General features: G+C 49.2%; 18 protein-coding genes, 1 tRNA gene and 1 pseudogene. 7 read left to right on the top strand and 13 right to left on the bottom strand.

The annotated features are described in order from the left end of the window. Positions 1-10: 10 nt before the first annotated feature. From INF28_RS06960 to INF28_RS06925, 8 genes are all read right to left on the bottom strand, one after another. Positions 11-2,635 carry an S-layer homology domain-containing protein gene (locus tag INF28_RS06960; protein WP_226392742.1) on the bottom strand — a complete coding sequence of 875 codons (2,625 nt, stop codon included), beginning with the start codon at positions 2,633-2,635 and terminating at the stop codon, positions 11-13. 54 nt (positions 2,636-2,689) lie between these two features. Then, a complete protein-coding gene (locus INF28_RS06955) occupies positions 2,690-4,399 on the bottom strand; it encodes an FIVAR domain-containing protein (protein WP_226392741.1) in 1,710 nt (569 codons plus the stop codon). Positions 4,400-4,418: 19 nt separating this feature from the next. Then, entirely contained in the window at positions 4,419-5,927 is a 1,509-nt protein-coding gene (locus INF28_RS06950; RefSeq protein WP_226392740.1) for an extracellular solute-binding protein, read from the bottom strand. 41 nt (positions 5,928-5,968) lie between these two features. After that, on the bottom strand, positions 5,969-6,847 hold the full coding sequence (locus INF28_RS06945) for a carbohydrate ABC transporter permease (protein ID WP_226392739.1): 879 nt from the start codon (positions 6,845-6,847) through the stop codon (positions 5,969-5,971). 27 nt (positions 6,848-6,874) lie between these two features. Continuing rightward, positions 6,875-7,840 carry an ABC transporter permease gene (locus INF28_RS06940; protein WP_226392738.1) on the bottom strand — a complete coding sequence of 322 codons (966 nt, stop codon included), beginning with the start codon at positions 7,838-7,840 and terminating at the stop codon, positions 6,875-6,877. Between the two features lie 177 nt (positions 7,841-8,017). Beyond that, on the bottom strand, positions 8,018-9,835 hold the full coding sequence (locus INF28_RS06935) for a cache domain-containing sensor histidine kinase (RefSeq protein WP_226392737.1): 1,818 nt from the start codon (positions 9,833-9,835) through the stop codon (positions 8,018-8,020). Then, a complete protein-coding gene (locus tag INF28_RS06930) occupies positions 9,832-11,439 on the bottom strand; it encodes a response regulator (protein ID WP_226392736.1) in 1,608 nt (535 codons plus the stop codon). The genes INF28_RS06935 and INF28_RS06930 overlap by 4 nt, the downstream gene beginning before the upstream one ends. A 485-nt stretch (positions 11,440-11,924) precedes the next feature. Then, positions 11,925-13,100 carry a D-alanyl-D-alanine carboxypeptidase family protein gene (locus INF28_RS06925; RefSeq protein WP_226392735.1) on the bottom strand — a complete coding sequence of 392 codons (1,176 nt, stop codon included), beginning with the start codon at positions 13,098-13,100 and terminating at the stop codon, positions 11,925-11,927. A gap of 299 nt (positions 13,101-13,399) precedes the next feature. Between INF28_RS06925 and INF28_RS06920 the strand changes: the two genes are divergently transcribed. Beyond that, positions 13,400-14,335, top strand: coding sequence for a helix-turn-helix transcriptional regulator (locus INF28_RS06920; RefSeq protein ID WP_226392734.1), 936 nt, complete (start codon positions 13,400-13,402; stop codon positions 14,333-14,335). 1 nt (position 14,336) lies between these two features. Further along, complete coding sequence (locus INF28_RS06915; RefSeq protein ID WP_226392733.1) at positions 14,337-16,049, top strand: hypothetical protein; 1,713 nt, start codon at positions 14,337-14,339, stop codon at positions 16,047-16,049. Positions 16,050-16,275: 226 nt separating this feature from the next. Here INF28_RS06915 and INF28_RS06910 read toward each other — a convergent pair whose 3' ends face one another. The 5 genes from INF28_RS06910 to INF28_RS06890 form a co-directional block, all read right to left on the bottom strand. Next, positions 16,276-17,160 (bottom strand): DMT family transporter, encoded by an 885-nt coding sequence (locus INF28_RS06910; protein ID WP_226392732.1) that lies wholly within the window; start codon positions 17,158-17,160, stop codon positions 16,276-16,278. A gap of 61 nt (positions 17,161-17,221) precedes the next feature. Next, positions 17,222-19,258, bottom strand: a complete 2,037-nt coding sequence (locus INF28_RS06905) for a methionine--tRNA ligase (RefSeq protein ID WP_226392731.1) — start codon at positions 19,256-19,258, stop codon at positions 17,222-17,224. A gap of 27 nt (positions 19,259-19,285) precedes the next feature. Beyond that, positions 19,286-20,923, bottom strand: a complete 1,638-nt coding sequence (gene gltX, locus INF28_RS06900; protein WP_226392730.1) for a glutamate--tRNA ligase — start codon at positions 20,921-20,923, stop codon at positions 19,286-19,288. 61 nt (positions 20,924-20,984) lie between these two features. Beyond that, a complete protein-coding gene (locus INF28_RS06895; protein WP_226392729.1) occupies positions 20,985-21,662 on the bottom strand; it encodes a YoaK family protein in 678 nt (225 codons plus the stop codon). A 69-nt stretch (positions 21,663-21,731) separates the two neighbouring features. Continuing rightward, positions 21,732-21,816, bottom strand: a tRNA-Tyr gene (locus INF28_RS06890). Between the two features lie 181 nt (positions 21,817-21,997). Here INF28_RS06890 and INF28_RS06885 point away from each other — a divergent pair. The 5 genes and pseudogenes from INF28_RS06885 (at position 21,998) to INF28_RS06865 (ending at position 24,036) form a co-directional block, all read left to right on the top strand. Beyond that, the gene (locus INF28_RS06885) at positions 21,998-22,237 is read left to right on the top strand and encodes a hypothetical protein (protein WP_226392728.1); all 240 of its coding nucleotides are present in this window, start codon (positions 21,998-22,000) and stop codon (positions 22,235-22,237) included. Between the two features lie 115 nt (positions 22,238-22,352). Further along, entirely contained in the window at positions 22,353-22,784 is a 432-nt protein-coding gene (rplM, locus tag INF28_RS06880; RefSeq protein WP_226392727.1) for a 50S ribosomal protein L13, read from the top strand. Between the two features lie 19 nt (positions 22,785-22,803). Then, entirely contained in the window at positions 22,804-23,196 is a 393-nt protein-coding gene (gene rpsI, locus INF28_RS06875) for a 30S ribosomal protein S9 (RefSeq protein WP_226392726.1), read from the top strand. A gap of 359 nt (positions 23,197-23,555) precedes the next feature. Then, positions 23,556-23,771 (top strand): annotated as a pseudogene (locus INF28_RS06870) (hypothetical protein); the annotation flags it as partial. Further along, positions 23,731-24,036 (top strand): DUF6017 domain-containing protein, encoded by a 306-nt coding sequence (locus tag INF28_RS06865; RefSeq protein ID WP_226392725.1) that lies wholly within the window; start codon positions 23,731-23,733, stop codon positions 24,034-24,036. The pseudogene INF28_RS06870 and the gene INF28_RS06865, both read left to right, overlap by 41 nt. The last annotated feature ends 128 nt before the right edge of the window (positions 24,037-24,164 follow it).

The raw sequence follows: 24,164 nt of genomic DNA, 5'->3' as shown, positions 1-24,164 counted from the left end.
TCATTCTGCATCAGCGAATGATGATGACCGCTTCCACATCAAAATTGGAAACTTGCAAAAAGATCTTCTCGCCCGCTCCCACTTCGCCCGTCTCTGCCAGGCGGACATCCGTGCCGTCGTATGTATAGACCGGCGCACCGGCAATCTCATAGGACGCCTGTTTCTCTGCGCCGTTTTGCAGATAAGCCAATGTCAGCACGCAGGAGCTGTGATCTGCGTTCCGCTCTGCCTGTACCGCAGAACCATACACCTGCTCATTGCTGCCGCCAACCCCCTGCCGGAAATACTCCTCTGGCGGAAGCGCTCCTAAAATTTTGATGGCGGTTACCTTTTCTACAGCGTTCTTGGAAAAACGAATCAGGCTCCCTGTGCGAAGCTGTGCCGCCTTTTCTTCCGCACTTTCCGCTATGCTCAGCTCCACCTGCTGGCCGCCGCAGAACCCCTCCAGCATATAGGCAAGGGTTCCGTCCTCCTGGGCGTATTTGACAATGCTGGATACCAGCAGCGGCTGGTTTTCGTCCATGGCTGTCCCCTGGGCATTTTCCAGGTCCACATAGACAATGAAAATCCGCTTTTGTATGGAAAATTCCTCCTCTACCGGATCAAAAATCCGCACCTGATACCGGTAACCGTTGTTCAGCGATACGGCCGTGTCCGCATAAACCGTTTCATAGTCACGCACGTCCACAAAATAGGTAATGCTGTCTGCATCCCGGTAATACAGGCCGTCAAAGGAGCTATTGGCGGATTGATAGGTCATATATCCCATGGGGACGGTCTGCGTGTACAACCACAGGCTTTTGATCTTGCCCTTGCCGTTTAGTTCATAGGTCATAGGAACATGATAATCCCCGTTGTTCTTGTCCGCAATGGCGGCAAGTACCTCTGCGGCATCCATTTTTTCGCCGTTTAGCGTCACGCTGTCTGCCAGCTGGAAAATCCTTTCCTCCCGGCTGCCGTCCTTGAGGTTGGTCAGCAGCTTAAACTGCACCAAAGGCGTAAATCCCGCCTCCTGGCTGGCCGCCAGCAGATAACTGCACAGGCGGTCCTGGTTCACCGTTTCGATCTCTGCGCCATAGCCCGCAGAGGAGGTACTGATGTTTTTGGCCGCAATCCTGCCCATGACATCCGGCCAGAACCGGCCCTGATCCCCCGGCTGAAGCTCCAAAAGAAACGCCCCCTGCTCGTTTCTGGCCAGGTCATAGATCTCGCCGTCTATGGAAACCTGCCCCTCTGTTTCGTATACCGCATCCACCGTCCCGTCAAAGGGGGCACTGCCCGCAATGACCGTCACCAGTTCCTGATCCTTGCTCTGCCGTACACCGATCATCTGCATAGCGCCCAGGTCCTCTATGGCGACCGCATTGCCGTCTGCATCACAGATCCGTACCAGCGGGTCGGTGCTCTGGCAGTCGATATAGGTCTTGCCGTTAAACTGGCTGGTGGTGTTTGCACTGAAAGTCTTCAGCTGGATCAAACCCTTTTCCGCATCGATACTGCCCGCCAGCAGGGTTTGGATCTCCTCCACAAAGACGATCTCATAGCGGCCGTCGCCGTTGTTGTCCAAAAGCCGTATGGTGCCGTTTTGGATCTTCCAGTCCTCTGTCCCCGCTTCCGGCAGGTATTTTCCGTTGTAGACCGTCTGTACCGCTTCTGCCAGCGTATATTTCTGGGTTTTGCTTCTTCCCTCCTGATACACCGAAAAAGCATCTTCCTCGATGGATTCTATATCCTCAGGCAAAAAGCTGACGGTGCGGTTCTGTTTCTCTGACGGCTGTATGGAATACAGGGATTTGGTGCCATCGGCATTGTCCTTTGCATAGTATTCCACCTGATATCCCAGCAGACCGTCCAAATTCTCCTGCCCCGTACGGTAGTTTTCCCCGTCGATCACAATTCTTCTCTCTTCCATTCCCAAACTTTCTCCCAGACCGGTATAAGCGTTGGCTGTGACAATCCCCTCTTTTTTCTCCAGATTGAGCTGATCGCAGAGCTTGGTCCGCAGGGTGACCCCCGCCTTTTTGCTGTAGGTATCCGTCCCGTACTCCTTCTCGATCACATCCACGTCCAGCGACTGTACCAGCAAAACAGCGGCATCTCCTCTGGACAGCGGTTCCTCGCCGGTACTTTCTATGCCGCGGGTCAATCCGTACTGGGCGGCTGTAACCAGATATCCGTTTGGATATCCGCCCTTTTCCGCCGCCAGGATCCCATAACCCATGCACTCCAGCACCATTTTGCAGGCCTGCTCCAGGGTCACAGCGTCCTCCGGCCCAAAGCTGCCGTCGCCATAGCCGTTGATGATCCCCATGCCTGCTGCCAAATGGATATATCCCGCTGCCCAGTATTCCGCCGCCACGTCCTGAAACACCGTCTGCTGTGCCAGGGATTCTGCTCCCTGTTCCATGCCCAGAATCCGCACGATCAGCGCCGCAAATTCTGCCCGGTTCAATCCGGTATCCGGCCGGAATGTGCCGTCTTCATAGCCCTCCATAATATTCAGGCTGACCAGCTCCGCCACCGCCGGCTCATACGCTGTTCCCGTCACATCTGACAGGGCGCCGGCCGTCCCAAATACAGGCATTGCGGACATCCATATGCTCCATATCAGAATCCATATTCCCGCTTTCTTCATATGCCGCTCCTTTCTCCCTCTTGGCCGTGCAGACAAAGCTGTCACGGCCGCTGATTAAAATACATACAAATCCGCAGCAACCGGCCGCAGCTGCATCTCTCCGTCCCAGAGAAATACCCGGATATTGGGCGTATGCAGCCCTGCCGGCACCTGGATTGCGTTTTCTTCCCGAAAATCAAATCTTCCGTTCTCATCCGTCCTGAGCATGGTGACCCCGCAGCACTGGTCTCCGTCCATCACCGCCGCCAAAAGCATTACGCTCTCTGCCGCAGCAGGATCCACCGTCAAATTTCCGGTGAGTACAAAACTGCCGCCCGCTTGCAGCTGGATCTGGTCTGTCACCGCAACGCCGCCGCTTTCTTCTGTCTTCCAAAGGGAAAGCCCCCGCAAAAAGCTGTCCCGCTTTTCCCGGTCCAGGGTCACCTTCATCAGATGGTTCTCCCAGTAAACGCCCTCTTCTGACGCAGCGCCAAAGACAATTTTTACATACCGGGTTCCGGCCGGCACATCAAATACCGTATACCGCACCCGCCGCCAGGTGTCCTTGACCCAGTCGTCAAAATAGCCTCCGTCTATGGAGCGCACCGTCACAGTATCTGCCGGTAGCTCTGTGTACTGCTGTCCGTCTGCCGAAACAAAAATCTTCATATCCTCCGCCATCACGCCCGCATCAATCTCTGCCTGATTCCTGCGGACGGCCGCTTCCAGCTCGATAAATGCCACGTCCTCTGTGACCCGGTATACCAGCTCTGCACTGCCCTCTTTCAGACGGGCAAAGCGATTTCTGTCCCCCAGGGTAATGTCGCTGGTGGAAATCTGCAGGTTGTCTGCCGTATATGACAGCAGCAGGTCAAAATTCTCACACTCATCCACCAGGGGCAGCAGGTGGTTTTGCAACTGCAAAAAAATCTCCGTCTGCTCTGTCAGCGTCGCAGCCGCCTGATCAATCATCGTTTGGTCTGCGTCCGAATTTTTCAATACCGCTTCTGCCTCTGCATACGCCTGCTGCAGCGCCTGATAGGCCGATTCCGGATACTGCAGGTCTCCGTCACCGCAGTTGTCCTTCTGTTCCTCCAGCAAGGCTCCCGTCTCTTTCAGCGCTTCCTCCAGATACCGTGTGTCGATTCCCGCAGCAGCAAAAATCTGTACCTTGGAAATGGCAAGGTCATAATATGCCCCTTTGGAGCTCTTGGCGCCAAAGCTGATCTTCAGATAATGGGTGTTCTGGGGCAGCAAATTAAAGTCAAAATTTACCTGCCGCCAAAAATAATCCGCCCAGTTGTCCTCATTATACACCTGACCGTCAATGGTGGTCTCTGCCACGGTTTTGGTCACGTCCGCCTTGGGGATGGGGGTAAAATTCACGCCGTCTGACGAGGCCGCAAAGGACATATCGTTGGCTGTGGTTCCGCCTTTTTTGCAGTAGTAGGTCTCCACATGAAAACTGGCCATGGCCTCCTGCGCATAATAGATGATATAGGTGGATTTGTCCTCTGAGGCCGCATTCTGATCCGCTTCCTTGATCATTCTGCCGTCCGTAACCGAGGCATAGGTCCCGTCTGAAAATTTGTTGAAGTTCATGGCGCTGTCTGCCGTTTTCATATTGGCCACCTTGCCGTCTGTCAGATTGTATATGGCGGGATTTGTGAAATCGTTGCAGTCATCCTCTACAATCACCTGCTCCTCTGCCGCCGCAGATATCCCGGTGCACAGCACCATGATCCCCAGCAATACCGCCGCACAGCTGTTCCTGAGCTTTTTCATCTTTCCTTGTCCCCCTTTTTTACTTTGCCTTGTTTTGATACCAGTTGTTCAGATCCTGGGATATGGCTGCGCCGCCCTCCTGTCTCCAATTCTCCAAAAATTCGTCGTAGCTGCTCTCCAGATCCTCTTCTCCTGCAATGACCTTGATGAAATAGTCGTTGGCCATCTGGTTGACAATCTTGACATATTTATCGCTGTCAAATACCGGCGCATCCAAAGCCGGATTGGCCACTGCGTCCTCCAGACGCTCGTCATCCAGCGACATATACGCATAGGCGTCATATACCGCCTGGTCCTTTCTCACTCTGGTCTGCCAGTACTGCGGATAAGTCTCTTCATTGATACCGGTCAGATAGTTGTTGGCCGAACCTCTTTCGTCAAAAAACTTGGGAGAAATGGGGAAGTATTCTCCGTTTTCTACCGTATAATGTTCTCCTTCCCGGCCAATGGCAACCAGCTTAAAGGTCTCCTCATCCAGTTTGGCGTCCATATACTTCACCGCATCTTCCGGATGCTCTGCCGTCTTGGGAATGAACACCAGTCTGTCCAGAGAGGACTCGCCTGTGCCGATCCCCTTTTCACCGTTTGCACCTGTCACCGCATCCAAAAAGGTCAGTTCTGCCCCCGGGCTGGTCTTTTCCAGCGCATCGCTGATGGTACCCGCCTCTGAATAGGTAATGGGTATGATGGCCGCTCTGCCGCTGGAAAATTTCTCGGTCAGCGTTGCCGATTTGTTCACCGGAAATTCCCGGTCCAGCAGGCCTTCTTCATACAGGCTCTTCATGTATTTAATATATTCCAGATACCTTGGGTCTTCCGCCCGGTTGACCAGCTTTCCGTCCACCTCGTTCCAGGGATTGGGCACCCCAAAGGCGCCCACAATGCCCGGCAGCTCAATGGCCTGCTTGATGCACAGCGGCGCAATGGTCTCCCCGTCTGCACCGGCTGTCTGCATGGCCCGCAGCATAGCCGTAAACTCGTCCAGCGTTTCCGGATACTTGGCGCCGGATTTTTCCAGCATATCCGACCGGGTCACCAGCATGGAGGTATAGTTGAGGGATTTGCCGATTTTGATTTTCGGCACCGGAATGCCGTACAGCTTTCCGTCCATCCGCATCAGATCAAAGGATTCCGGCTTCATCACCTTTTTCATATTGGTGCCGTACTGATCCACCAGGGAGTCCAGCTCCAAAAGGGCGCCTTTTTTGGCATAATCCGCCCAGCTGACCCGCAGGTTATTGGTGGTGATGATAATATCATACGCCTCGTTGGAGGCCATGATCAAATTCAGCTTTTCCTCCGGTTTGTCCTGGGGCAGGGTGTAATACTTGACCGAATAGCCCGTTGCCTCTTCCAGATCCTTTGCCACCGGATAGGTGTTGGGATCCTCTTTCATATAATTCATCAATACCTTCAGCTCCGGTTTGGCACTGCCCTCTGTGCTCTGCTCCTGCCCGCAGCCGGTCAATGCGCCCAGCACCAGCACGCCTGCCAAAACTCCAACCCACATTTTTGTTCTTTTCTGCATAATAAGCTCCCTTCTCCGCATGCTGCGGCCTGTTTTTTCGATCAGCCCTTTACCGAACCAATCATAATTCCCTTGATAAAATATTTTTGGATAAATGGATATACCAGCAAAATCGGAAGGGTGGACGCAATAATCGTTGCCGACCGCACCCCTTCGCTGGAAATGTTGAGCTGGTCATCCACACTCTGGGACGAAAGCACCGCATCGCTCTGCTCCAGAATGATCTCCCGAAGATAAAGCTGCAGCGGCTTGAGCCCCGGCTCGTTGATGTACAGCATGGGCCCCATGTAGTTGTTCCAGTAATTGACTGCCGTAAACAGCGTAATGGTGGCAATGGTCGGCACCGCCAGCGGCAGTACAATGGTAAACAGCACCCGGGTGTGGCTGGCCCCGTCCATCATGGCCGATTCCTCTACACTTTCCGGTATGCTTTCGAAATAGTTCTTCACAATCATCAAGTTGAACACGTTGATCATTCCCGGCAGAATCACCGACCACAGCGTGTTATAGATGCCCAGATTCTTGATCAGCAGGTAATTGGGGATCATACCGCCGGAAAACATCATGGTAAAGACGTACAGAATCATCACGCCCTTGACACCCCACAGCTTCTTTTTGGACAGCGGATATGCCGTGACACAGATCAGCAAAATGCTCAAAGCCGTCCCCGCCACCGTGATGATTACCGATACCAAAAAGGAGGTCAAAAACCGACTGCTGGTAATCACATACTCCAAACTGTCCAGCTGAAAACCTATGGGCAGAATCCCTACCTTGCCCGAAACCACCGCCCAGTCCTCGCTGAAGGTCTTTGCAATGATATTCAAAAACGGGATCAGGGTGATCAGTCCAAACAAACCCATCACCGCATAGCTGATCACATCAATCAAAATATCCTCGGCTGTTTTTCTTATTTTCATCTTGCTCTGCCGCTCCTTTCTGCTGTTTTACCAAATGCTGCGGTTGACCAGCTTCCGGCAAAGGAAGTTACCGCTCATAAGCAGCAGGAACCCAACCACCGATTCAAACAGCCCTACTGCCGTGGAAAAGCTGTAATCCATCTTTCCAATACCCATCCGGTAAACATAGGTGCCAATTACGTCACCTACCTCATAGACCACCGGGTTGTACATCATCAAAATCTGTTCCGTCCCTGCGTTGAGGATCTGCCCCAACCGCAGAATGAACATCAGCACAATGGTAGAGGACAGCCCCGGAATGGTGATGTGAATGATCTGCCGGATCCTACCGGCTCCGTCTACCCGTGCCGCCTCATAAATTTCCTGGTCTATGCCGGTGATTGCCGCTATGTATACAATGGCTCCGTATCCCGCATCCTTCCATATGGTGGAGGTGACCACCACCGAACGGAAAAAGCTCTTTTCCATCATAAAAGCAATCGGTTCGCCGCCCAGCGCTGTGATGATCTGGTTCAGCAGACCGCTTGGGGTGGACAAAATGCTGGTAAACAGTCCGCTAACCACCACCCAGGACAAAAAGTGAGGCAGGTAGATCACCGTCTGTATGGTCCGCTTTGCCAGCATATTCTTCATCTCGTTCAGCAAAACCGCAAACAAGATGGGCACCGGGAACTGAAAAATCAGCTTGTAAACGCTGATCAGCAATGTATTGGTGAAAACCTGATAAAATTCACTGCTTCCAATCAATTTTTCAAAATTCGCCCAGCCCACCCACGGGCTTCCGGTGATTCCCGCAAAAATATTGAAATCCTGAAACGCTATGGTCAGCCCGTACATTGGCACATACTTAAACAAAATCAAAAATGCCAGGCCCGGTATCATCATGAGATACAAATCCGGATACCGCTTGAGACACTTGAGACATTTTGGCTGCTGCCGCTTGCCTATCTTTGTATCCGTGCGCCTCGCCGGCGCAGTTGCTGCCGCTTTCATAATCTACCTCTCTCCTCCCAGTATACTGCATTTCCTGCTGTCTTTTTTCTTCCTTTATTATAAATGTCTCCCCGCTTCTCTGTAAAGATGACAGAACTACGATTCCTTGTGTTTCTTTTCGTTTTTCCCGCCGGAGAAAAAAACAAGCCCGGCCTGCACCGGGCTTTCTGCCAACTTTTAGCCAGCTGGTGTTTCTTTCTCCATCCGGGCAAAGGCCACGCAAACGCAGGTCCCTTTTCCCGGCCACGACCGGATCTTCAAACCATACTTCTCTCCGCAGTACAGCTGCAGTCTCTTGTTGACGTTGTATACCCCATATCCATGGCGGCCCTCCGACGCCGGCGACTGCAAAGGCAGCACCGCCGCAGTCTCCTCCGGCATGCCTACCCCGTTGTCCTGCACATAGAAAAAGAATCCGTCCTCCTTTTCCTCTCCCCAGATCCGCAGTTCCCACTGCTTGTCCGGCTTGGGCTGCAAGCCGTGGATTACCGCATTCTCCAGCAGGGGCTGAAGGGTCAGCTTGGGAATATAACAGCTGCGCATGGTTTCGGGCACCTCAATATGATACTCTAAAATACCCCGGAACCGGCTGTTTTGTATCTCCAAATACACCCTGGCAAGCTCCAGCTCGTTCTCCACCGTTACAATATCCTTCCCGCCGCTTAAACTCAGCCGGAAATACTGGGACAGCGTCTGGATCATATCGCATATATCCGGCGCATTGGCCCGCACCGCCATCCAGCTGATATTGTCCAGCGTATTGTACAAAAAATGCGGGTTGATCTGCGCCTGCAAGCTCCGCAGTTCTGCCTCCTGCTTCTCCAGTCGTGCCGCAAAGGCCTCCTGCATCAGATCCTTTGCCTTGGCAATCATCACATCAATATGATTTTCCAGCAGGGAAACCTCCGATTTTTCTCCCGTGCTCTGGCTGCCGATGGTTTCGATCCCTTCCCGCTCCAGCTTCTGCACGATCCTCTTGATCCTCCAGCTGACCCGCATGACCAGATATCCAAACACCCCAAAAAATACCAGCATAAACAGCAAAAACAGCATGGCCAGAAAAATCACGCTGAAAAACTGGTTGCTGTGCCTTCCCTTTGCCATCACCGCTTTTTCCGGCAGGATTACGCCAACCCGCCAGCCGCTGTCTTCCATCTGTTTCATCATATAATACTTTCCGTCTTCCCTGGAAATGCCCTCTTCCATGGTCAGCAGCTTGCTGCGTGCGGCTTCTTCGCCTGCCAAAGCCTCTTCCAGCATCCACGGTGCGTCTTCGTGATACAAAAACAGCAGTTCCTGCTCCGAGACCCGGCTCTCCTCCAGCACCTGAAACAAATTCTCATACTTGACATCAATCAGCAGCGCTCCTGTCACCTCATTGATATTGCTGGAATTTTTCATCAGCCGGGCGCAGGTCAGAACCGTTTCTTCTGTTCCGTCAGAATACGCCTGTTCCCGTGCGCCGATCCAGGTCACCGCCCCGTTGTTCTCCTCCATCTGCCCAAGCCACGGCTCCTGCTCCAAATCCGCATACGCAAAGAAATTCACATGCTCTCCGGTGTAGAAATTCGGCGTCTTATAATAAATCCGTATCCGCTGGATATCTTCCCGCCGCTGAAACACCTCGATATTCCGGATCAGCTCCGCCTGCTCCGCCACCTGCGCACTGATCCCCTGCTCTCCCGACTGGGTCAAGGCCTGGTTGAACATGGTGTTCATAAAAATACTGTCTGAAATCTCTTTCACGCTGTTAAGCCGCAGATCAATATGCTGTGCCGCCTGCTCCACCGTCTTAAACACCGTTTCCGCCATCTCCTGCTCCACTGCATCGGCCGATTTGTGATAGTACCAGGACAGCATGATCCCGGTGGGCAGAATCACTAAAAGCAAAAAGGCCGCCAGAACATTCTTCCAAACGCTTCCTGTTTCCAGCTGCTTGCGCACATGCAAATATTTGTCCAGATCAATCAAAAATTCCTTGCCCTTCTTTTTCATAGCTTCTCCCGGTACTGGCTGGGACTGCAGCCAGTGTACTTTTTGAATAATTTGCTGAAATATCCGGCATCCTGATATCCCACCGCACGGCATACCTCATAGGACTTTATGGCCGGATCGGATAGCATCTCCTTTGCCTTTTCCATCCGCACCGAGGTGATGTAATCGTTAATGGTCTCCCCGGTTTCCTGCTTGAACAAAAAACTCAGATAGGTCGCACTGAAATACACCTCGTCCGCAATCTGATTAATGGTGAGATTTTCCGCATACCGCTCCTGTATGACCTCCTGTATCTTCCGGATCAGCGCCCGCTGTTTCGAATTCCGCCGGCCCTCAAAAAAGGAACAAACGGCCTGGTACCGGTCTGCTATGAACCGCTCCATCTCCCGCACCGTTTCAATCTTATAAAACCGCTCAATCTCCTGGGGAATCTCCTGCTCCTTGGCCGCCTCCCTGCCGCCGTATTCATACAAAAGCTGATCCGGCAGCAGCAGCAAGTTCATACAAAGGCTCTGGATATACCACTTGGGCATCTCATGATGCCGTCCGATCTCACCGAAAAAGTCCATAATCTCCTTTTTGGCTGATCCGTAATCCCCGTTTTGCAAAAAGTCCGACAGCCGCTCCGGCCGCCGAAAATCAATTTGATACCAGTCCTGCTCCGGCCGGTCCTCATCTTCCGTCACGATAATGCGGTTCTGCCCCATAAACAGCCGCTGTTCCACCGCCCGGGCCGCTTTGATGTAAGAATGCCGCAGCTCACAAAGTTCCTCCGCCGGGCTGCCTATGCCCACCGTGGTGCTCAGTTCCAGAAACTGCGCCAGATTTTCCCGTATCTCCTCCGCCAAAAGCAGCAGCTGTTCCTCCTGCCCCCTGCGCGGACATACAATGCACACATATTCCCCTCTGCTGTCCTCAAAACTATACCCAATAAAATATTTCTCCAGCAGTTCCTGCACCACGTTCAAAACCGCAAAGGAAAGCAGCTGCGACTCCCGTTCCGACCTTCCGCCGAACACCTCCGCCGCCGAATCCACCGAAACAATCAATATATAATATAAATTCCCGGAAGGAAAGCGGACGTTCAAAAATTCCATCTTCTTTTTCAGCTCTTCTTCACGAAAATCCGAATCCCGTATCAGCGCCATGAAAAACTTCTCTTTCAAAAACGGCATGCTTTGCAGCAGCTGTGTCTCCATCTGCAAAATCATGGCCTTTTGCTTCTGCCGGTCGCCCAAGCTCCCGGTGACCTTTTGTATCACCTTTTCTACTTCCTTCAGGTTGATGGGCTTAAATATATAATCCACCGCAGCCACGTGAAACGCTTCCTTTAAATACCGCACATCGCTGTAGCCGCTGATGAAAATAATCTTTGTGTCCGGCAGTTCCCGGCTGATCAATGCCGCCAGCTCCAGCCCGTCCATATTGGGCATTTTCACATCGGTCAGCACGATATCCGGTTTCTCTTCCCGTATCTTCTCCCAGGCCTGCTTCCCGTCCTCCGCCTCTCCTGCAACCCGGCAGCCGTATTTCTCCCAGGGAAAATACTCGCAAAGCCCCAGCCGTGCCGACGGCTCGTCATCCACAACAAAAACCTGATACATATATTTCACCTCTCTTTATGGTTTCTGGTCGATTTCTATTCTTTTTTCTTACCTGACAAAATACAACATATTATTATTATAATTATTTTTCTTGTTGCTGTAAAGCGATAATCTTTTGAAAATATGGTTTTTCTTACTAAATCAAAGATAGATTCTCTTCTTATCTTCTTATACAAAAAATATTATACCCACTTTTTTCTATCCGGTTTACTTTGTCGCCGTGGTGCCGCTTAAAATTATAATCAGCAAAAATGTAAAATTATCAAATCAAGATCAATACTTACGCAAACTCTTGTTCCCTTTGGTATTAAACAAGGACTTTGCAATGAAATTTATAAAAAATGTTTTATTATTGTTAAAAAAGGCAATGGGGGAGTGAGACTTTTTGTCCCTCTCCCCCATTGCCTTTTATAAAATTCCCCTCTTTGAACTGAAAATTTTACTTTTAGCCAAACGCCCGCAAGCCTGGCCAGACTGCGCTGTTTTTACATTGCCGCCCATTGCTTTAATATTTTTTGGAACATCTGTAACGTACCAATCCGATCTACCCCAGCCGCGGCCACAATATCCCGTCGTGCGGCCTCTTCTCCATCAATTTTAAATATAATTTCTCCCAGTTTATCCCCTGCCGCAACCGGCGCTTTCACACTGGGCTCTAAACTAATTTCTTTTTCCACCTTATCCTGATTCCCCTTCTTTACAATAAAAGCACCATCTTTAATTTCAAGCGGAATCACGGACACGGTTCCTCCCTGCACGGGCAGGGACGGCAGTGTCATATCCACCGTATCACCGTCTGCCACCGCATAGTTGGCAAAACCATAATCAAGCAGCGAAGATGCGCTGTCAAATCGCTCCGCTGTGCTGGGTGCGCCCAACACGACTGCGATCAGCTGCATACCATCCCTTTCCGCTGTGGCAGAAAGACAATACTTTGCCGCAGAAGTAGACCCAGTTTTAAGCCCATTTGCCCCCGGATAAAACCGTATCAGCCGGTTGGTATTGGATAGCCCAAATTTTCCGTCCCGCAGAGAATCCATCCAGATAGTTGTATAATCAAAAATGCCCTGATGCTTAATCAGTTCTCGGGATATTTTTGCAATATCTCTTGCCGAGCTGTAATGTTCCTGTGTTTCATCCAAGCCGTTACAGTTAATAAAATGGGTATTCTCACACTGCAATTCCTGGGCTTTTTTATTCATTTTCTCCACAAAAGCTTCATGGGTGCCGCCAATATATTCCGCCATTGCCACTGCTGCGTCATTTCCGGAGGCTACCGCAATGGCCTTGAGCATGTCATTTACCGACATTTGTTCTCCTACTTCCAAAAACACCTGAGAACCGCCCATGGATGCCGCGTTTTCACTGACCGTCACCATATCATCCTTATGAATTTTTCCGCTGTCTAAGGCTTCCATAATTAACAGCATAGTCATTACTTTGGTTACGCTTGCAATCTGCAGCCGCTTATCCGGTTCCCACTCGTAAAGCACCTCTCCCGTGGAAGCTTCCATCAATATTCCGGATTCTGCTTCCACTAATTGGGTAGACACCTCTGTATCCACCTGCGTGGATGGCTCTGCAAATACACATATGCTCCCTGTGCAAAGCAATATTACCGCCAATCCTATGCATATTCCCCGCATCACAGCTTTGGCCATGCTGATCCCTCCATTTTGTTTCGTTATCTATACTTTATGCTCAAATTTCAAGATTATCCCTTTTCAAAAAAAATTTTTCAAATTACTCCACAATAGCTAAACATCTCTTGCATTTTTTTTAAAATATAGTATACTGAATACAGAGGTTTGTCAGTGCTTCTTTCTTCCATGAAAAGCCGCCTCAATAGGAAAACCAACAGAAAACGGGGTGACCCTCCATAGCTAAAAGCGAACATCAAAAACTTAAGCTGCTCTGTCTGGCACAAATTTTCGGCGATAAAACCGACCGCAGTACTTCGTTGTCCATACATCAACTGATTGACGAATTGGCTGCCAAAAATATTTCTGCCAGCCGAAAAAGCCTTTATGACGATATACGGCTGCTGCGGGAAGCCGGCATGGATATCCGCATGAATAGCGACTATGGTTACTATCTGGCAAAACATCATTTTACCCTGACAGAAATGAGACTTTTGACCGATGCCGTCCATTCCGCGCGGTTTTTGTCTGCAGAAATGTGTCATCAGTTGATCCACAAACTGGGCTTACTTGCCAGCAGCAATCAGCGCAAACAACTATCCCGGCGTCTGCTTTCCCGTAACCGCAGTTTTTATGATACCACCGATTGCTTTGCCAGTATTAAACGAATATATGAAGCGATCCGGTATAACCGGCAGGTTTCCTTTCTCTGTTTTAGAATTACGCCTGAAAAAAAATTGTTTCTTTATAACCGCGCACAGCCCTACGTCGTCAGCCCCTGGGATTTTCTGTGGCACAATAACCATTATTATTTGATTTGCTACCGGCATGACGGCCATCGTCTGGAATATTTTCGAACGGATCGAATTATGGATGTCAAAATCCTGACTTCCTGCCGGGAAGGCGGAAACTTGTTCCGTGAAATAGATTTACAGCGGTTTCAGCCCGAAGAAGTAGCAGGCGCCTGCCCCGGTTCCTTTCACGGCGTAACCTTAAGATGTGCCAATCATTTATCCGGAGCAGTTATGGAACGGTTTGGCAGAGATGTCATGATGGTTCCGGATTGGAATGGTACATTTACTGCCGCTGTCAAAACTACCCTTGGGCCACGGTTTTATGCCTGGATCTTTGGTTATGGCAATGAAATTGAAATTTTATCTCCAAAACAGGCCGTGCTGGAAATGCGCAGTATGCTGCGCAAAGCGGGCAGCCTTTATGGTATGTATCCGGCACCTCCTTCTGACAAAGGTGATTGATATGGAACACGAACGACAAAAACTGATCAGAAAAATTGAATATCCCCTTATTGATGGCCAGCCGGTTGTTCTATTGGAGAGCCGGCTATATCAAAACCTGGATACCCTTGCCATCCATCTGTATCTGAAGATGAAAAACGTCAGCGGCAAAACGGTAACCGATGTATATGTGGATTTATGCTGTTTTGACCAAGAAGTCAATCTGGTTTCCACCCGGCCGGAACTGCCCTATGAGGGGCTTTCTATTCCTAACGGCACCGAATTTGGAGACGATATACCTGTTTCTCTTCCTTCTTTGCGAACCGCCAGCATTACTGCTACCCTGCACAGGGTCTGCTTTTCTGACGGAACTGTATGGCAGCGGCATGACGTACCGTCCCACTTAGAAACAGCCAAATCTCCGGATCCTCCGGAAGGCGATTTACTATTTTCTGAGCGAAAAGCCCAGCGCAAGGCAGAAGAAAACCTTTGGAAAGACTTTTCCGATAAGTCTTCCTCGGGGAGAAAACCCAAAAATGCCAAGCTCCGAAAAAAAATCTGTCGGATTGCCGCCGTCACCGTGGTTGCGGCAGTTCTTATTTCCGGATTCTGCCTGTGGCGGCATATTCAAAACGGAAATGATGCCTATGCGCAAGCCATGTCGCTGTTTGATTCCCGCCAGTATGCGGAAGCCTCTGCGGCTTTGGACAAATTGGAAAAATATACGTTTTCTGAAGAACAGACATTGGATATTCGTTGGTATCAAGCATTATGCTCCATTCAAACCGAAAATTACAGCCGGGCCATCCGGGAACTGGGCTCTTTACAGAGCTGGCGTGACAGCGACCGGTATCTGCGCCAGCTTATCACTTTGCTCAGCGGCACAACCGGCGCCGGCGAAAAACATTCGGCCGCCCTCCGAAAGGACGGGACAGTTGTAACAACCGGTGATAACAGCTATGGCCAATGCGCCACCAGTGAGTGGCGAAACATTACTTCCATTGCCTGTGGTACCAACCATACTCTGGGGCTGAAAAGCAACGGTACGGTAGAGGCCGTAGGAGCAGACGAAAGTTCACAATGCGCCCTGGGTGAATGGCACCATATCATCGATATTGCCGCCGGCGAAAAACATTCCGTGGGTGTAACCAACAATGGCCGGGTAGTGACCGCCGGGGATAACAGCTATGGCCAATGTGACACGCTGGACTGGACGGGGATTGTTGCCGTCGCCGCCGGGCGGAACCATACGGTAGGACTGCGCCAGGACGGCACAGTGGTTGCGGCAGGGGATAATCAAATGGGTGCCCTGAACGTCAGCACATGGCAAAACGTTATTGCCATCGCCGCGGGCAACGGATTTACCGCTGCTGTAACCAAAGACGGCAAGGTTCTCAGCACCGGAGACAACACCTATGGCGAATGCGATACTTCTCATATTGAAAATGCCGCTGGCATCAGCGCAGGAGATTTTCACCTGCTGGCGCTGGGCTATAACGGCCGTCTGACTGTAACCGGCGATAATGACTGGCGGCAGGGTGAGGTAGCGCTCTGGAAAAATCTAATTTCTGCCGCGGGCGGTGTTCACCACACCATAGCCATCAGTCAGGACGGCACTGCCTATGCCACCGGCGACAATAAAAGCGGTCAATGTGAAGTATGGAACTGGACAGACTTAGGTCTTCCAAACGGCGCAATGAAATCCTCCGTTTTTGCCGACATCAACCAGCCTTAACCGCAAAATTCGTGATACCAACATAAAAACGTTTTTATTCTTTGCAGAACAAGGGCGCTGGATTTTTAAGAATCCGGCGCCCTTGTTTTTTCCGAAAATGCTCTCCGCTGTACCTTTACACGCCGACGAAAGCGACCTTCAAAATCTAACTTCCTTTTTCGTCATCTGTCAGTGTGCCGATAAAGTGTGGGCACACTGCAGCCGTTCCCTTTTGGGAGCGTTTTTTCTATTCTGCGCTCGCATGGGCACGGTTATAAAAGAACATACCTACAGAAACCGCACAGATGATCACATATCCCAGCAGGCTGTAAAGATCCGGAATTTGGTCAAACAGGAAAAAGCCCAACACAGCGGCAAAAATTACCTGAGAATAATCAAAAACCGAAATCTCCCGGGCGGGAGCATAAGAATAGGCCGCCGTAATCGAAAACTGTCCGCCTGCTGCCGACAATCCCGCCAGCAACAAAAATACCAGCTGGGTAAAGCTCATAGGATGATAGTCAAAAATTAAAAACGGCAGGGTGCACAGGCAGGAAAATGCCGAAAAGAAAAAAACAATAAATGGTTTTCTCTCCCCCCGGCCGCTGAGAACCCGCACATAGGTATACGCCACACCTGCGCCAAAACCGCCCAAAACCCCGGCAACTGCGCCTGGGGACAACAGGTTCTGACCAGTGGGCTTAATAATAAACAAACTTCCCGCAAATGCCAGCAAAACCGCAAGCCCCTGCACCGGCTTAATTTTCTCCTTTAAAAGAAAAAAGGAACAGAGAATGGCAAAAAACGGAGAAAGTTTATTCAACATGGAAGCATCCGACAGCAAAAGATGATCCGCCGCATAAAAATTACCCAAAATCCCCAGCGTGCCAAAGGCAGAACGCAAAAGCAAAGGCAGAAGATTGCTCTTTTCGAAGTGAAACTTTTCCGGCGTTTTTAAAAGCACGCCAGATGCAAACAAAAGCGCCACCAAATTCCTGAAAAAGCTTTTTTGCACCGAGGGCAAATCTCCTGACAGCCGCACGAACGCAGTCATCAGTGCGAAAAAGAACGCCGCACATAAAATTGCAAAAACACCTCGTCGCTTTTGCGCTAATTCCGCCAATTCCTTCATAAATTTCATCTCCTTTTCAGCAAAAAACGGTTTCGGCGGTATGCGAAACCGTTTTTTCTTTTTATCCAATCTGACTTTGGTGCATGGGGAAAAAGTCAAACCGCGGCTCTAAAAACTTCAGCTGATGTTCCTGCCCGCCGCAGAAATCATATAACGTATCAAAAATACGGTTCCAATCCCAAAACTCCTCACCAAAGCCCAAATAATCAAGCAGCAATTCGGTTCCCTCCGGGGCAATGGGGTGCATCAGCACTGCCGCCACCCGCACCATATGGAAAACATCACGCAAAACCTGCTGTCTTGCTTCATTGTCATCTGCCTTATCCGCTTCAGCAATATGCTTTGCCCAATATTTGTTGGCATTTCTAATATAGGTATCCATCAGGCTCATCACCGAATGGAACTCAAATCGATACATATACCGCTCATACTTGAGTATAGTCTCTTTGCCCTCTTTGAGCACTTCCTCGCTGATCTCTCCCAGCGGAAGCATGCCGTTATTGTATTTCTGCGCCGTATAAAAACAGGATCTTGCCACACGGTTAAATACATTGGACAATAGCTTGCCCTCTTTGAGAACCGGGTCAGCATCCTTTTCACCGGCGGTGGGATTTAAGGGTTTTGGCTGGAAGCTGACACTTTTCAGTCCCAGTCCCAATCCCAGAAAATGTGCCCGCAGCTGCTCGGCTGTATAATAGTCCAGCAGTTCCTCTGCCATGGGCGGCTTCACCGCACCGCTGGAACTTGCCTTCTTGTTCAAAAACAGGATATGATTGTTCGCAACCAGGGTCGGCAGTGTCAGCTGTCCGTCTTTTGGATGCACCGAAAGCGGCCCCTTGCCCTGGGTTGCCATAAACATGACCATTTCCGCTATCCCATAAAAATAGATGTTGTCCTGGCCGATAAACTGGAATACCTCCGCATCCTCACTGCACCAGAACTTCTTCCATTCTTCCTCATCAAACCCTTGCTGTTTCAGATAGGTCCGAGTAAAGGAAATGGGCGCCCAAAGGGATTCCGGCCACACCCAGATGGTCAAACCTTCTTCCCCTTCGATCACCGGGGCGGGAACTCCCCATGCAATGTTTCCTGTCAACCGGAACGGCACCAGTGTCTTGCCCGCCCGGAACCGTATATCATGCTGATTCAGTACCTCACGAGCCGCGTCCCGCTCCTTTAAATTTTGAAATTCCAGAGAAAAGGAGGTTTTATTCGCCGCCGTATTTAATGTATGCGCCGGCATCTGATCCTTTATTTTTTCATAATCCTCGTAAAGCTCGTTCTTGATATACACCATGGGTGGCGTCATAAACTCCCGAATGGTGTTCGCCACCAGCGGCCGTACATTCTCACGGCCGGAAATATCCTCTACATATTCCTCCATCAGCTTCTGGAACCGGGTCAAATCAATATACCAGTTGGTCACATCCCGCATCTCAGGCGTTTCTCCAGTCAAGGTACTCTTGGGATCGATCAGTTCCTCCGGCATATACTGATGCCCCATGGAACACTCGTCCGCATAACCCTTGTCCGAATTGCAGTTTTCCACCGGGCATTTGCCCACTACCTGCCGGCCATTTAAGAACTGTCCCGCTTTTGCGTCATAAAACTGCCGGGTTACCATCTTTTCCAGATATCCGTTTTCATACCACATCTGCATCAGGATATCCGTCAGTTTCTTATGCTCCACCTTGGCCTCGTCCAATCCGGAGGCCGCAAACAGATTCAAGCTGATATTATATTCCTTTAAGGTCTGTTTCTGACTTTCATGATTTTTCCGCACAAAATCCTCGATACTGCCAGAAAATTCGCCTTTTTCGCAAAGGCTCCGATAGCTCTCCACAATGGGCGAGCCATAGCAGTCCGTTCCCGAAACAAAAATCACATTTTCTTTTCCGATCCTGTCCCGCAGAAACCGGGCCAGCACATCGGCCTGTACGAACACGCCCCCCACATGTCCAAAATGCAGGGTCTTGTTCCCATATGGCATGCCGCCGGTTATCACCGCCCGCTTCGGGAAAGACGGCCGGGGCATCTCCAGAATATTTTCCTTTTCCCGGCGAAACGGCCGGTTATCTGGTTTGTTTTCTTTTCCCATATCTTTTGTTCCTTTCTCAAAAGGCCGTTACATGGCGGCCCGGATTCTCTCTTTCATGGCTTCTTCCCCAATAATCTGACAGATTTCCCACAGATCCGGAGAGTTGGTCCTGCCTACCACCGCAACACGAATCACATTACTCACATCGGTAATGCTTCCCTTATACTGTTCCGGATTCTTTTTATAATCCTTGGGCTTTACCGCATAACCCATATCTCCTGTAATCTGGCGGATTTTTTCAAACCACGCGCTGTTATCATCGGATGCGTCATACCCCGCAAGATACCGCGCAAGAATTTCCTTTCTATCCTCCTGGCTCACCCGCTCCGGGAAGGGATCTTCCATAGCAAAGGTTTCACCAAAATAGAAAGACAAAAACTGCCGCGCCTGTTTCCAGTTGGTCAGATCCTTTCTGGGACGGTTGCCGCTGCGGCCCACATCAATAATCCTTTCGGAAAAGGCACGGTCACGGGTAAACAGCTTTGCAAACTCCGGATCGTATTCAGAAAGCCAGGCCGCCATCTTTTCATATATTTCAGACGCCGGCAACCGAAGCAAGGTCTCCTGACTGACATTGTCAAACTTCATCATATCAAACAAGGCGCCAGAATTGCTCATTTTCTCCAGGGAAAATGGGAACTCCTCCATGGGCAGCTCCGGATTTTCACTGCGCCATTCCTCAAAATTGGAATTGAGCACCGTCATCAAATATTCCCGTACCGCCTCCGGCACATAACCTTCCCGGCGGTAATAGTCAAGCCCCAATTCCGGATCCTTTCGCTTGGACAGCTTCCGTTTGGTTTCTCCGTCCATCTTCATCAGCACCGGCGTATGGCAATACACCGGCCGGATCCAGCCAAAGGTATCAAACAGCTGAAGGTGCATGGGCGCAGTAGACAGCCATTCTTCCCCCCGCACCACATGGGTGGTACGCATCAAATGGTCATCTACAACATGGGCAAAATGATAGGTGGGAATGCCGTCCGACTTGAGCAGGACAAAATCCTGATAGTTCTCCTGTAAATGCAGGATACCCCGAATCCCGTCATTTAATTCCACTGTATTCTCAATGTTCCCCTCAGAGCGAAAACGCAGGACATAACTTTCTCCCGCGGCGATCCGTTCCTTGATTTCCTCAAAGGACAAATCCCGGCACAGCGCCCATTTTCCGTAATATCCAAAGTTCTCTTTGTTCGCCATCTGCTCGCTGCGCATCTCGGCCAGCCGCTCTTCGGTACAGAAGCAGGGATATGCCAGGCCGCGCCGCACCAATTCTTTGGCAAAGCACTGATAAATCTCTTTTCTCTGCCGCTGGCGGTAGGGACCGTAATTTCCTCTGTCCCCGTTTGCATCCGCACCCTCGTCAAAATGAATTCCAAAATAATCCATAGCAGAGAGCACCAGCTCTACCGCACCGGGGACCTCCCGCTTGGCGTCTGTATCTTCTACCCGGAGATAAAACGTGCCGCCGCTTTGATGAGCCAGTCGTTCTCCAATCATGGCATTGTATAAATTCCCCAGATGCACAAATCCCGTGGGACTTGGTCCAATTCTGGTCACCATGGCGCCGTCCGGCAAATCCCGCAACGGATATTTTTGCTCATAATCCTCCGGGTTTTTATCAATCTGCGGAAACAGCAGTTCCGCAAGGGCTGTATAATCCATTTCTCCCTACCTCTTTCTTCGGTTACTCATAAAAATATTTTACGCATTTTTTGTAAAAAAGTCAAGCTATCTGCTCTTCTTCCTTAAAAAACATCAGAAAAAATCCTACCAGCAAAAGCGCTGCCGCAATCCAGATGGATCCGTTTCCGATCCAGCCGGTAAGCACGGCGCCGCAAGCTGCGCCAATGGCAAAAATAAAAATAATAAAAAAATAATGAAGGCTTTTTCGCTGTAGCTCTATATCACCCGTAATCCGGTAGCGACATAAAAGCTCTGCCGCACTGCGCATATTTCCAATACACATGGTGGTGGCAAAAGGCAGGCCTCTCACCTTTCGAAAGCTGTTGACCTGCATAGCGCAGGCAAATGACATCATAATATTAGCTAAAACATTCATGGTCTGCGGCAAAAGTCCCGTAATCACCAAAAGCAATATCTCAAATATCAGCACCGTCTGCCGCCAGTGCAGCCGCCGAGACTCCGAACAGGCATGCCGCAAGCGTTCCGCAGCATAAACCCCTGCAAAAAAAGCTGCAACAGGAAAAATATAATGAATGCATGCCGCCCATTTTCCCATTGCAAGATTCTGTCCCAAAAGCACAATATTCCCCGTTTGTGCGTTGGCAAAAACACCGCCGCGGCAGTTATAGGAATAGGCATCTTGAAATCCCCCTGCCAGCGTCAAAAACACTGCGGTGAGCATGGATTCCGACATTTGCTGTGTTTTCTTCCGCTTCATTTGCCGCCGCCTCCGTTTCTTTATTTGTAAATACAAAAAATCGGAGCAAAGAAAAACTTTGCTCCGACTTGGTGGAGGGAGATGGATTCGAACCATCGAAGCAAGATGCAACAGATTTACAGTCTGCCCCCTTTGGCCACTCGGGAACCCCTCCGTATTCAATTTCAAAGGTTGTCCGCCTCACAGCGACCTGAATATAATATCATGTTTTTTTCATTTTGTCAATACATTTTCCAAAAAAATTGAAACTTTTTTCATCAAGTGAGAATATGCTAGAAAAAAAGAGAAATCCTGCAAAAACAGAATAAAAGCCATAGCTAAATCATATTGGCAAAATGCACAAATTTAAAATTCAAAAGTTAGAATACGAGAGTATTTATGAGTATATGCAAGAAAACAAGAGCATGACTATATATAAGTTAATTTTTTTCAAAAAAAGTATTGACAAATTTCAGAAAACATATTATAATAGCGGAGCGTCGAAAATTGAGGCGTTTGTTTTTCGCACCCGGTTACTGATAGGGTTGACAGTGGACCGTCGCGAAGATTGGCAGTTTACCAACATGGAATTTTGACACAGAAAGGATCCATACGGTTTTATCTTGGAAAGCGGTGCTAAAAACAAATGCCTTAAGGCGCTGTCTGTCCCTGGGACAGACGAATGAATATAAACAGGAGGTAGGCATAAGCATGTCAACTTACATGGCAAAAGCGAATGAAATTGAAAGAAAATGGTATATCATTGATGCTGCCGGCAAACCGCTGGGCCGCGTTGCAGCGCAGGCAGCCACGATCCTGAGAGGGAAACATCGTCCCATTTACACCCCCGGTGTAGACTGTGGCGAATATGTGATTATCATCAACGCAAAAGACGCTGTATTGACCGGCAACAAGCTGATGCAGAAGAAATGGTACAGACACACCGGTTACATCGGCCACTTGAAAGAGGTTTCCTACAAAGAGTTAATGGAAAAACGTCCGGAAAAAGCAATGGAACTGGCAATTGCGGGAATGCTTCCCCACAATACGCTGGGCAGAAACGCATTAAAGAAACTGCGCATCTACAAGGACGCAGAACACAATCACCAGGCTCAGGCGCCCATCGTCTGGGAACAGAACTAAGAAAGGGGACTAAATACAAATGGCAAGCGTACAGTATTACGGAACAGGTAGAAGAAAAAAATCCATTGCCAGGGTTAGATTGGTACCCGGCAGCGGTAAGATTGTAATCAACAAGCGGGATATGGACGATTATTTCGGTTTGGAGACTTTAAAGGTTGTTGTAAGACAGCCGCTGGAACTCACCAAAACAACAGGTAAATTTGACGTTCTGGTTAACGTACAGGGCGGCGGTTTTACCGGTCAGGCCGGCGCGATCCGTCATGGTATTGCAAGAGCGCTTCTGGAGGTTGACGAGGAATACCGCAGTCTGTTAAAAGCAGCAGGTTATCTGACCCGTGACCCGAGAATGAAGGAAAGAAAGAAGTACGGTTTAAAAGCCGCACGTCGTGCTCCGCAGTTTAGTAAGAGATAAAATCACAATCAAAAACATTCAAAAACCCAGCAACCATGCGGTTTCTGGGTTTTTTCTATGCCCAAAAATCTCTGTCGTCTCCCGCAAAATTTGACGGAATTTAACTCATTTTAAACCAATTTAGATGGGCTAAAAAATGGCTAAAATTCACTCTGATTTTACGTGATTTTTAATGTTGTTTACTTTGCTTTTTTCGATTTGATGAGTTTGTTGTAATTTGGCATAATTTGATGAAATAAAATCACTTTTAACATATAAATTAAAATTGAATATAGATTTAAGCATTGCGTGTTTACTGCTCAATTTAAGCTTAGTGAACGCGCTTTTTTTGTACCCAAATTTAGGAAAGGAGGTTTACCATGTGCGTATTTCGAATTGAAAAAAACAAAAATGATATAGTAATGTCAAATCATCATTTGCGAAATAAGAAACTATCGCTCAAATCCAAAGGGTTACTTTCTCTTATGCTTAGTTTGCCTGAAGAGTAAGACTACACTCTAAAAGGCTTATCGATGATCTGCAAAGAAGGGATTGATGCGATTAGGGCATCTATCGTTGCACTTGAAAATCAAGGATAATATTAAATATGATATCCTTTTATATCATTATGACAAATCAGTCATAGACAAGATTATTAATGTTATGGCTGAGGTTCTGACAATTGATACTCCATATTACACCATAGAAAAAAAGCAGTGTCCTGCTGAACTTGTCAGGCAGAGATTTCTTGAAATTGATTATGGCAAGCTTGAGGCATTTCTGCTTGACTTTATAATGCAAAACGAAAAAATCCACAATGCAAAAGCATATATGATTACATCTACGATGCTCTGCATATGAAAACATTATTTTTTACTGAGCGATGTACAAGCAAAATATTGTGGCAATGCTTGTATGTGATACACACAAACTGATTTACTGAGTTGCGCTGCTTGTCAAATATAAAGTGTCCTTCTATACTACAAGCG

It is taken from the genome of Ructibacterium gallinarum, assembly GCF_014982785.1.
GTDB lineage: Bacteria > Bacillota > Clostridia > Monoglobales > Monoglobaceae > Ructibacterium > Ructibacterium gallinarum.
Note: the sequence above shows the minus strand (reverse complement) of the source record. Positions and strands in the feature narration are given on the sequence as shown.

What these genes read in the sequence shown, in the direction of transcription:
- INF28_RS06895 (WP_226392729.1), bottom strand. Translation starts at nt 21,662, where the DNA reads ATGAAGCGGAAGAAAACACAGCAAATGTCGGAATCCATGCTCACCGCA.
- INF28_RS06955 (WP_226392741.1), bottom strand. Translation starts at nt 4,399, where the DNA reads ATGAAAAAGCTCAGGAACAGCTGTGCGGCGGTATTGCTGGGGATCATG.
- INF28_RS06960 (WP_226392742.1), bottom strand. Translation starts at nt 2,635, where the DNA reads ATGAAGAAAGCGGGAATATGGATTCTGATATGGAGCATATGGATGTCC.
- INF28_RS06885 (WP_226392728.1), top strand. Translation starts at nt 21,998, where the DNA reads ATGCACAAATTTAAAATTCAAAAGTTAGAATACGAGAGTATTTATGAG.
- rplM (WP_226392727.1), top strand. Translation starts at nt 22,353, where the DNA reads ATGTCAACTTACATGGCAAAAGCGAATGAAATTGAAAGAAAATGGTAT.
- INF28_RS06930 (WP_226392736.1), bottom strand. Translation starts at nt 11,439, where the DNA reads ATGTATCAGGTTTTTGTTGTGGATGACGAGCCGTCGGCACGGCTGGGG.
- INF28_RS06945 (WP_226392739.1), bottom strand. Translation starts at nt 6,847, where the DNA reads ATGAAAATAAGAAAAACAGCCGAGGATATTTTGATTGATGTGATCAGC.
- rpsI (WP_226392726.1), top strand. Translation starts at nt 22,804, where the DNA reads ATGGCAAGCGTACAGTATTACGGAACAGGTAGAAGAAAAAAATCCATT.
- INF28_RS06950 (WP_226392740.1), bottom strand. Translation starts at nt 5,927, where the DNA reads ATGCAGAAAAGAACAAAAATGTGGGTTGGAGTTTTGGCAGGCGTGCTG.
- INF28_RS06935 (WP_226392737.1), bottom strand. Translation starts at nt 9,835, where the DNA reads ATGAAAAAGAAGGGCAAGGAATTTTTGATTGATCTGGACAAATATTTG.
- INF28_RS06940 (WP_226392738.1), bottom strand. Translation starts at nt 7,840, where the DNA reads ATGAAAGCGGCAGCAACTGCGCCGGCGAGGCGCACGGATACAAAGATA.
- INF28_RS06910 (WP_226392732.1), bottom strand. Translation starts at nt 17,160, where the DNA reads ATGAAGGAATTGGCGGAATTAGCGCAAAAGCGACGAGGTGTTTTTGCA.
- INF28_RS06905 (WP_226392731.1), bottom strand. Translation starts at nt 19,258, where the DNA reads ATGGGAAAAGAAAACAAACCAGATAACCGGCCGTTTCGCCGGGAAAAG.
- INF28_RS06865 (WP_226392725.1), top strand. Translation starts at nt 23,731, where the DNA reads ATGCGATTAGGGCATCTATCGTTGCACTTGAAAATCAAGGATAATATT.
- INF28_RS06925 (WP_226392735.1), bottom strand. Translation starts at nt 13,100, where the DNA reads ATGGCCAAAGCTGTGATGCGGGGAATATGCATAGGATTGGCGGTAATA.
- INF28_RS06915 (WP_226392733.1), top strand. Translation starts at nt 14,337, where the DNA reads ATGGAACACGAACGACAAAAACTGATCAGAAAAATTGAATATCCCCTT.
- gltX (WP_226392730.1), bottom strand. Translation starts at nt 20,923, where the DNA reads ATGGATTATACAGCCCTTGCGGAACTGCTGTTTCCGCAGATTGATAAA.